Consider the following 9,637-nt stretch of genomic DNA (forward strand, 5'->3'; position numbering starts at 1 on the left):
GAGTAGTAACCCCTGAGGCCCCCACCGCCCTCTCCCCGGTTACCCAGAGTGGCCAAGGTGGGTTCTCTCGGCAGGGCAAAAGCGACATCTCGCCCCCGCCCCTGCCCTCCCCGGGTTCCGGCCCCCTGACTCCCGGCCTTCCGGGCGGCACGAACCCCTTGCCACCGCCCCGATCAAGGCGATTCGGGGCTTCCGGGGGCCTGTTCCGGGCCGGGATGCGCGCTCGGGAATCACCGGGGTGCTCTCGCGGTGCGCAGGGCACCCCACCCGACCTTCACTGTGCGTGTTCGCCCAGGTCAGGGAGGGGAGGTGGTTTCAAGGACGGCCGGCCTCGGCGCCCGGGCGACGCGGGAACGGCGAACCCACCGCCCCGGCCCGCCCCGGCCCACCCCGACCCCCCCACCCGCTCTGCCGCACGCGACCGACCAGCCGGCACGCCCGCCCGCCCTCGCTGCCAGCCTGAACCCCCGCCCCGTGGGGCCCGACACTCGGGCGACCGCCTCCGCCCCGGCCCTACCGCCGCCGTCGCCGCCCGCTTGAACCTGTACTCCGCGGGGCGCCGCGCCCGACCGACCAGCCGGTGCCCCTCCTGCCGTCGCCGCCCGCTTGAACCTCCGCTCCGCGAGGCGCCGCACCCGACCGACCGGCCGGTCCCCCGCCCGTCTTGACCTTCGCTCCGCGAGGCGCCGCACCCGACCGACCGGCCGGTCCCCCTGCCTGCCGTCGCCGCCCGCTTGAACCTCCGCTCCGCGGGGCCCGACACCCGGGCGACCGCCTCCGCCCCGGCCCTGCCGCCGCCGTCGCCTTCGCCTTCGCCGCCTGCTTGAACCCTCACCCCGTGAGGCGCCGCACTCGGTCCGGGCACCTCTCCGTCCCTCCGTCCCACCGTCCCTCCGCCCTCCGTCCCCTCATCGGGGGAGGGGCCGGGCGGGCTCAGGCGAACAGGTCGGTCTCCAGGCCGTCCGGGCCGGGGCGGGAGGCGGGGCCGCGGAGCAGGGTGAAGTGCTCGACCGCGTCGATCTCCTGGGCGATGTCGTTGGAGAGCGCGAACCGCTCACCGTCGACGGTGACCTGGGTGGCGTGCGCGCGCAGCGCCAGGGCCTTGGCGGCCCAGTGCGCCGAGGCGTCGATCCTGGTGGTGACCTGCTCGTCCGGGGTGCCGATGGCGATGTCGGAGACGTCGGCGGGGGCGGTGAACGCGCCCGGGTCGCGCTGCGCCCGCTCGACCCGGGCGCGCAGCACCGACAGCGGCTGGGCGATCGCGTAGAGCTTGCGGGTCTGCCAGGGCTGGCCGGGCAGCGTCCGCTCCGCGGCCAGGCCGAACGCCCGGTAGGCGACCCGGTGCGCCTTGATGTGGTCCGGGTGGCCGTAGCCGCCGTTGGCGTCGTAGCTGACCATGACGTGCGGGCGGACCTCGCGCACCACCTCGGCCAGCAGCAGCGCCGCCTCGTCCAGGTCGGCCTGCCAGAAGCAGGACGGGTTCTCGCTGCTGGGCGTACCGACCATGCCGGAGTCGCGGTACCGGCCGGCGCCGCCGAGGAAGCGGTGGTCCCGCACCCCCAGCGCCAGGCAGGCCTTGTCCAGCTCGCCGATCCGGTACTGCCCCAGGGTGTCCTCCCGGTCGGCGGCCAGATGGGCCAGCTCGGGCGGGATGACCTCGCCCTCCTCCCCGAGGGTGCAGGTGACGAGGGTGACCTGGGCCCCCTCCGCGGCGTACTTGGCCATGGTGGCGCCGGTGACGATGCTCTCGTCGTCGGGGTGGGCGTGCACCAGCAGGAGTCTCCGGTCCGTCATGGACCCCGACGATACCGGGGACGCCCCTGCTCGGCGCCGCCCGTCGCGCGATGGGCGACAATCGCCCCATGAGCTTTCCACGGCAACAGGCCCGGACCCGGCGGTTCACGCTGGGCGTCCCCAAGGCATTCGGCATCTCCCCCGACGGTCGGCGGATCGCCTTCCTGAGGAGCAGGCACGGCACGGACGGGGCCGCCTGCCTGTGGCTGCTGGACCTGGACACCGGCCGGGAGCGGCTGATCGCCGACCCGCGGGCGGTCGGCGCCGGCGAGGAGGAGGACCTGCCGCCGGAGGAGCGGGCCCGCCGGGAGCGGCTGCGCGAGTCCGGCGGCGGCATCGTCGCCTACAGCGTGGACGACGCCTTCACCCGCGCGGTGTTCACCCTGTCCGGGCGGCTGTACTACGCCGACCTGGCGGGCGACGAGCCCGGCCCGTTCCCGCTGCCCGCCACCGGCGCGGTGGTGGACCCGCGGATCTGCCCGCGGGGCGAGAACGTCGCCTACGTGTCCGGCGGGGCGCTGCGCGCGGTGTCCATCGCCTCCGGGGACGACCGGGTCCTCGCCGAGCCGGACGCCCCCGGCGTCACCTGGGGCCTGGCCGACTTCATCGCCGCCGAGGAGATGGGCCGCTACCGCGGCATGTGGTGGGCGCCGGACGGCGGCTCGCTGCTGGCCGCCCGGGTGGACGAGTCTGCGGTGGCCCGCTGGCACATCGCCGACCCGGCCTCCCCCGAGGCGGCGCCGCAGACCATCGCCTACCCGGCGGCGGGCACCGACAACGCCGACGTGCGGCTGGCGGTGCTGCCGCTGGACGGCTCCGGCGGGCCGCAGTGGCTGGACTGGGACCGGCAGGCCCTGCCCTACCTCGTGCAGGCCGGCTGGACCACCGGCCCGGACGGCACCCCGACCGTGCTGTTCACCGCGCAGAACCGGGCCCAGTCCGAGCTCACCGTGTTCAGCGCCGACCCGGCCACCGGCCTGACCGGCCCGGTGCGCACCGAGCGCGACGACGTGTGGGTGGAGATCATGCCGGGGGTGCCCGGCTTCACCTCCGGCGGCGAGCAGGTGTGGATCGGCCGGACCGCGGGCGGGGAGCGCCGGCTGGTGATCGGCGGCCGCCCGGTCGGCCCCGGCGACCTCTACGTGCGCGGCGTCTCCGACATCGACGGCGAACGGGTGCTGTTCACCGCCTCCCGGCCGTCCCGGCCGGGGCGGGTGGAGCTGTGGATCGCCGACGCCGCGGGGGGATCGGCGGGCCCGGTCGAGCCGCCCGGCGGGGGCGGCGGCGGGGTCGACTCCGGCCGGCTGCGCGGCGGGACGCTGGTGGTGCAGCGGCGGGCGCTGGACGCCGAGGGGGTGCGCACCCTGGTCGTCACCGACGCGCACACCGAGACCCGGGCCAAGGCCGTCGAGGTCGCCTCGCTCGCTGAATCCCCGGAGCTGCCCGTACCGGCGCCGCGGCTGTGGCGGGCCGGTGAGCGGTCGGTCCCCTCCGCGCTGCTGCTGCCGTCCTGGTTCGACCCGGACGGCGAGCACGCCGGCCGGCGGCTGCCGGTGCTGGTGGACCCCTACGGCGGCCCGCACGCCCAGCGGGTGCTGGAGGCCCGGGGCGCCTACCTCACCTCGCAGTGGTTCGCCGAGCAGGGCTTCGCGGTGCTCGTCGCGGACGGCCGGGGCACTCCGGGCGTCGGGGTGGAGTGGGAGCAGGCGATCCGCGGCGACCTCGCCGGCCCGGTGCTGGATGACCAGGTGGCGGCGGTGCACGACGCGGCGGAGCGGTACGGCTTCCTGGACCTGGACCGGGTGGGCGTGCGCGGCTGGTCGTTCGGCGGGTACCTGGCGGCGCTGGCGGTGCTGCGCCGCCCGGACGTGTTCCACGCGGCGGTGGCCGGGGCGCCGGTGATCGACTGGCGGCTGTACGACACCCACTACACCGAGCGGTACCTGGGCCTGCCGGACGAGGAGGCGGAGGCCTACCGGGCCAGTTCGCTGCTGGACGACGCCGCGGGGCTGGAGCGCCCGCTGATGCTCATCCACGGGCTGGCCGACGACAACGTGGTGTTCGCGCACAGCCAGCGGCTCTCCTCTGCGCTGCTGGCGGCGGGCCGCCCGCACACCGTGCTGCCGCTCTCCGGGATCACCCACATGCCCACCGAGGAGGCGACGGCGGAGAACCTGCTCCTGCTCCAGGTGGACTTCCTCAAGTCGTCGCTGGGCGGCTTCTAGCGCCCTTCCGTCGGTGCGGCCGCCGGGACCGGGGTGGGGAGGGCGGAGCGGTCCTCCCCGCCCCGGTCCGCGTTCCGGCGGAACCGGGTGGCCCGCCGGAGGGGGCCGCGGCGGGGAGTTCCGCTCCACAGTGACCTGATCCGGCCATCGCCTCCTCTTGACTTTTCCCCGACGAAAGAGACATCCGATCTCCGGATGATCCCCTACCCGCCGGTTAACGTCGGCCTTCCCGAACCGCCCGCCGCGCCGCTCTTTTCACGTTTCAGACGACCGGCGATGATCTTCCTTTTCGGAACATCAGCACCATCTGTTTTTCTCCGGACACCATGACTTATCGTGGCGAATCGTTTGCCGAACGCGGCGAACGGGGCCGGTCGCCGCTCCCGAGGCGGACGGCCCGGGATCCCTCGTTGAATCCCCGTTCTTCAACGCGGATCCCGCCTTCAACCGAGACCCTGAGAAAGGGCGGACGAATGCAGAGATCCACCATCGTGCGCGCCGCAGGAGGCGGCGCGCTCGCCCTCGGCCTGGTCGCGGCCGGCGCGCTGGTCTACAGCGGCGCGGGCGAGCCGGCCGGCGTCTCCGCGGAGACCGTCTCCGGCTCCGAGGCGCAGCTCCCCGACGAGCTGCTGCAGGCCATGGAGCGCGACCTCGGCCTGACCGAGGCCGAGGCCGGCGAGCTCGTCGCCGCCGAGGCCGAGGCCCGGAGCACCGACTCCGAGCTCCGCTCCTCGCTGGGCGAGGGCTACGGCGGCAGCTGGTTCGACATCGAGAGCGGCACGCTGACCGTGGCCGTCACCGACGCCTCCGCGACCAAGGAGGTCAAGGCGGCCGGCGCCGAGGCCGAGGTGGTCGAGTACGGCGAGGACGACCTGCAGAAGCTGATCGCCGACCTGAACGGCGAGGGCGCCGAGCTGTCCGACGGCATCGCCGGCTGGTACCCCGACGTCCAGAAGGACACCGTGGTCATCACCGCCCTGGAGGGCGAGGAGGCCGCGGCCGAGGAGTTCGCCTCCGCGGCCGGCGTGCCCGCCGACGCCTACACGGTCGAGACCACCTCGGAGAAGCCGCGGCTCTACGCCGACATCGTCGGCGGCGACCCGTACTCCACCGGGGGCGGCCGCTGCTCGATCGGGTTCGCCACCACCGAGGGCTTCGCCACCGCGGGCCACTGCGGCCCCGAGGGCACCCAGGTGAGTTCCCAGGACGGCTCCGGCACCGGCACCGTGACCGGCTCGGAGTTCCCCGGCGCCGACATGGCCGTGGTCCAGGCCGACGACAACTGGACCCCGACCCCGGCCGTCAACGACTACGAGGGCGGCACTGTGACGGTGGCCGGCTCGGAGGAGGCCCCCGAGGGCAGCTCCATCTGCCGGTCCGGCTCCACCACCGGCTGGCACTGCGGCACGGTCCAGGCCAAGAACCAGTCGGTCTCCTACCCGGAGGGCACGGTCAACGGTCTGACCCAGACCGACGTCTGCGCCGAGCCCGGCGACTCCGGCGGCTCCTGGCTCAGCGGCGACCAGGCCCAGGGCGTGACCTCCGGCGGCAGCGGCAACTGCTCCTCCGGCGGCACCACGTTCTTCCAGCCGATCAACCCGATCCTGGAGACCTACGGCGCCACCCTGCTGACCGGCTGACCCGGTCCGCACCGGACCCCCGGGTCCGTCCGTCAGACCGTCCCTGACGGAGCCCGGCCCCCCGTCCCCGGGGGGCCGGGCGTCCCGTGTTCGTGGCCGGGGCGATCCCCGGCCGCGGGAGCCGGCCGGCGCGCAGGTCCATCCATCCCCCCTCGCGCCGGCCGGTCATCCGGCCCTCCCCGCTCCGCCCGGGCGCCCGCCCATGCCCACATGATCTCATATATTGAGACACAATGTCTCGCATGGTGATTCGGCATGCGTATCATGTGCCTGAAAACTCCAGGTAAAGGGAGGTAGGGCCGTGGCGACGCACGCAGCGGAAGAGGTGCCCGAAGGGGGAGCGGCGGCGGACGCCCCGCCGGTCAACGGGAAGGGGCGGGTGATCGTCGCCAGCCTCGTGGGGACGTCCATCGAGTTCTACGACTTCTACGTCTACGCCACCGCGGCCGTACTGGTCTTCCCCCACCTCTTCTTCCCCGAGGGCGACGCCACCGCGGCCACCCTGCAGTCCTTCGCCACCTTCGCCATCGCCTTCATCGCCCGCCCGTTCGGGTCGGTGCTCTTCGGCCACTTCGGCGACCGCATCGGCCGCAAGGCCACCCTGGTCGCCTCGCTGCTCACCATGGGCGTCTCCACCGTGCTCATCGGGCTGCTGCCGGGCTACGCCCAGATCGGCGTCGCCGCCCCGCTGCTGCTCGCGCTCTGCCGGTTCGGCCAGGGCCTGGGCCTGGGCGGCGAATGGGGCGGAGCGGCCCTGCTCGCCACCGAGAACGCCCCTCGCCGCAAGCGCGCGCTCTACGGCACCTTCCCCCAGCTGGGCGCGCCGATCGGGTTCTTCCTGGCCAACGGCGTCTTCCTGGCCCTGACCTCCACCATGAGCGACGACGCCTTCCTCGCCTGGGGCTGGCGCGTCCCGTTCCTGCTGTCCGCGGCGATGATCGTCATCGGCCTGTGGGTGCGGCTGAAGCTGCACGAGACCCCGGCCTTCACCAAGGCGCAGGAGAGCGGCCGGATCGCCCGGCTCCCGCTGGTCGAGGTCTTCAAGACCAGCACCGGCGCGATCGTCCTGGGCACGCTGATCATGGTCGCCACCTACGTGCTCTTCTACCTGACGACCGTGTTCTCCATGTCCTACGGCACCGCCCCCGAACCGGGCGGCCTGGGCTACTCCTACACCCCGTTCCTGCTCATGCTGCTGGTCGGCGTCGTCTTCTTCGGCCTGTTCACGCCGGTCGCCGGGCTGATCGCGGACCGGTACGGGCGGCGCCCCGTGCTGATCGCGACCACCGTCGCGATCCTGCTGTTCGGCGCGGTGATGGGCCCGATGCTGGACAGCGGGTCCACGGTGCTGGTGCAGCTCTGCCTGATCCTGGGGCTGTCCCTGATGGGGCTGACCTTCGGCCCGATGGGGGCGCTGCTCCCGGAGCTGTTCCCGACCAACGTCCGGTACAGCGGCGCCTCGATCGCCTACAACCTGGGCGGCCTGGTCGGCGCCTCGCTGGCGCCGTACGCGGCCACCTGGCTGGCCGCCGAGTACGGCCTGTGGGCGGTCGGCGGCTACCTGATCGCCTCCGCCGCGGTCACCCTGGTCGCCCTCCTGCTGGCCCGGGAGACCCGGGACGACTCGCTGGACGAGACCCCGGTCTCCGCCCGCTGACCCCACCCGGCCGGGGAGCCGGCGCCCCGCGGCGCCGCCTCCCCGGCCCCTCCCGTCCCGCACCGCCCCCGCACCGGAGGCCCGCCTCCACGGGCGCCCTTCCGAGCCGCCCGCCACCGGGCCCGACGGCGGCGCGACCCCGGCACCGCCCGGTCCCGCCGCATCCCGGGCGGGACCGCCCCGCCACCCGGTCTCCACTCTCCCGGCACGCCTCATAACCTGGAGGCATGCGCTTCTTCCCTGTCGCCGTCGCCGCGCTGCTGGACCTGCTGAGCGTCGGGGCGTTCGTCGCCATCGGCCGCGCCTCGCACGCCGAGGCCGCCTCGCTCACCGGGTTCCTCGGCACCGCCTGGCCCTTCGCCGTCGGGCTGGCGGTCGGCTGGGCCGCCATGCGCGCCTGGCGGCACCCGATGCGGGTCGCCTGGACCGGCGTCGGCATCTGGCTCTGCACCACCGCCCTCGGCCTGGCCCTGCGCGCCCTGCTCACCCCGGACGGCGCCCCGCTCTCCTTCGCCATCGTCACCACCGTCTTCCTCGGCGGCGCGATGATCGGCTGGCGCGAGCTCTCCCGCCCGTTCGTCCTGGTCCGGGAGAAGGCCCGCGCCGCCAAGGAGAAGGAGTCCGGGACCGCCTGAGCGCCCGCCTCCCCCATGCCGCCCTCCCCCGACCCCTGGCGCACCTTCCCCCCGGCCGAGCACGAGGTGCTCGTGGTGGTGCGCAGCGTCCCCGCCGCCGGCCGCCTGCTCGACGCGGTGCACGTGTTCGACGGCGACGACCGCGTCGAGCTCACCTTCGCGCTCAACCCCGGCTCGGTCTCCGAACCCGGGGTGGAGCCGATGCTGCGCGCCGCCGGCGTGCAGCGGATCATCGGCTTCGACCGGGCCGTCGCCGACCGGGAGCGGTTCTCCCTGGCCCTGGCGGCCTCCCCCAAGGAGGGCCTGCACCGGCTGCGGCCGGCCGCAGGCGGGCCGCCGCTGCTGCTCATGCCGCACGGCGCCGGGCACAACCGGCTGGTCGGCGCCGTCCCCGGAGACCTGGAGACCGCCTCCGGGCTCGCCCCCGGCCAGCTGCTGCACGCCGGCCGGGCGCTGCCCGCCGCGCTCGCGCTCTCCCACACCGAGCAGGCCGGCCGGCTGCCCGCCGCCCCGGCGCTGCGCGGGGTGCGCGCCGAAGCCGTCGGCGACGTCTCCTTCGACCGGATGTCCGCGAACGAGGGGCGCCGGGACCGGTTCCGGGAGGCCCTGCGGATCCCGCCCGGCCACCGCCTGATCGTGGTCTCCTCCACCTGGAACCGGGACTCGCTGCTCGGGTCCGGCCGGGACGCCGTGCGCCGCCTGCTGGCCGCGCTGCCCGCCGAGTCCTACCGGGTGGCCCTGATCGCGCACCCCAACGTCTGGTACCGGCACGACCCGCACGGGCTGCGCCGGCTGCTCAGCGACGAGCAGGGCGCCGGGCTCATCCTGGTCGATCCCTACCAGGGGTGGCGGGCCGCGCTCGTCGCCGCCGACGCCGTGGTCGGCGACCACGGCTCCACCACCTACTACGCGGCGGCGCTGGGCCGACCGGTGCTGCTCGCCGCCTTCGGCGGGGACGAGCTGGACCCGGCCTCCCCGCTGCACGCCTTCGCCCGCCGGGTGCCGTTCCTCGACCCGGCCGACGACCCCCGGCGCGCCGTGGAGGCCGCCCTGGACGCGCCCCCGCCCGACGCCCGCGACCTGCTGATCGCCCACCCCGGTGCGGCCGCCGAGCGGCTGCGGGGGCTCTGCTACTCGCTGCTGGGCGCGGCCCCGCCGCCCGGGCCGGCCGCCCTCCCGCCGCTGCCCGACCCCGAGCACCTGTCCGGCGAGGCCACCGCCTGGCGGGTGGCCGCGGCCACCGTGGACGTGGACCGTGGCGCACCGGTCATCCGCCCGGCGCTGCACCCGGCCGCGGTCTCCGCCGCCTCCCGCGGTCCGCTCCTGGTCAGCACCGAGGACACCGTCCCCGCCCGCCGGGACGCGGCCACCGCGCTGCTCCGCCCCCGCCCCGTCCCGGAGGCCGAGGCGGTCCGCTGGGCCCGGGAGGCCCTGGACCGGCACCCGCTGTGCTCCCTGGCCGCCGCCGTGCTCCCCGGCGGCGAGTACCTGCTCGCCCTCGCCGACGACCCCTGGCTCCGCCTGCGCGCGGACGGCCCCGCCGCCCCGCCCGAGGTGGCCGCGGCGGCCACCGCCTGGCTCGACGAGGACCCCGCCCTCACCACCTGGCGGGAGAAGGGCGCGGTGCTCCTCCTCCCGCAGGGAAGAACGCGTCTGCAGCACCCCCCCCCCCCCCTGATCTCGGGG

At 75.4% G+C, this 9,637-nt stretch carries 6 protein-coding genes; 5 read left to right on the forward strand and 1 reads right to left on the reverse strand.

Annotated elements, in window-relative coordinates; translation table 11 throughout:
- Positions 1 to 933 precede the first annotated feature (933 nt).
- Complete coding sequence (gene mshB, locus D459_RS0128270) at positions 934 to 1,794, reverse strand: N-acetyl-1-D-myo-inositol-2-amino-2-deoxy-alpha-D-glucopyranoside deacetylase (RefSeq protein WP_017596357.1); 861 nt, start codon at positions 1,792 to 1,794, stop codon at positions 934 to 936.
- A gap of 68 nt (positions 1,795 to 1,862) precedes the next feature.
- Between mshB and D459_RS0128275 the strand changes: the two genes are divergently transcribed.
- From D459_RS0128275 to D459_RS0128295, 5 genes are all read left to right on the forward strand, one after another.
- Positions 1,863 to 4,019, forward strand: coding sequence for a S9 family peptidase (locus D459_RS0128275; protein WP_017596358.1), 2,157 nt, complete (start codon positions 1,863 to 1,865; stop codon positions 4,017 to 4,019).
- Positions 4,020 to 4,492: 473 nt separating this feature from the next.
- Positions 4,493 to 5,659, forward strand: a complete 1,167-nt coding sequence (locus tag D459_RS0128280) for a S1 family peptidase (protein WP_017596359.1) — start codon at positions 4,493 to 4,495, stop codon at positions 5,657 to 5,659.
- A gap of 301 nt (positions 5,660 to 5,960) precedes the next feature.
- Positions 5,961 to 7,316, forward strand: a complete 1,356-nt coding sequence (locus D459_RS0128285) for an MFS transporter (RefSeq protein WP_206540811.1) — start codon at positions 5,961 to 5,963, stop codon at positions 7,314 to 7,316.
- A 227-nt stretch (positions 7,317 to 7,543) separates the two neighbouring features.
- Complete coding sequence (locus tag D459_RS0128290) at positions 7,544 to 7,951, forward strand: DUF3054 domain-containing protein (RefSeq protein ID WP_017596361.1); 408 nt, start codon at positions 7,544 to 7,546, stop codon at positions 7,949 to 7,951.
- A 15-nt stretch (positions 7,952 to 7,966) separates the two neighbouring features.
- The coding region (locus D459_RS0128295; protein WP_017596362.1) for a hypothetical protein at positions 7,967 to 9,637 on the forward strand (1,671 nt) is incomplete at its 3' end.

This window comes from Nocardiopsis potens DSM 45234 (assembly GCF_000341105.1).
GTDB classification, from domain to species: domain Bacteria; phylum Actinomycetota; class Actinomycetes; order Streptosporangiales; family Streptosporangiaceae; genus Nocardiopsis_A; species Nocardiopsis_A potens.

Bases quoted from the DNA above. Each gene is read 5' to 3' on its own strand.
- D459_RS0128275 (WP_017596358.1), top strand. From the start codon at position 1,863: ATGAGCTTTCCACGGCAACAGGCCCGGACCCGGCGGTTCACGCTGGGC.
- mshB (WP_017596357.1), bottom strand. From the start codon at position 1,794: ATGACGGACCGGAGACTCCTGCTGGTGCACGCCCACCCCGACGACGAG.
- D459_RS0128280 (WP_017596359.1), top strand. From the start codon at position 4,493: ATGCAGAGATCCACCATCGTGCGCGCCGCAGGAGGCGGCGCGCTCGCC.
- D459_RS0128290 (WP_017596361.1), top strand. From the start codon at position 7,544: ATGCGCTTCTTCCCTGTCGCCGTCGCCGCGCTGCTGGACCTGCTGAGC.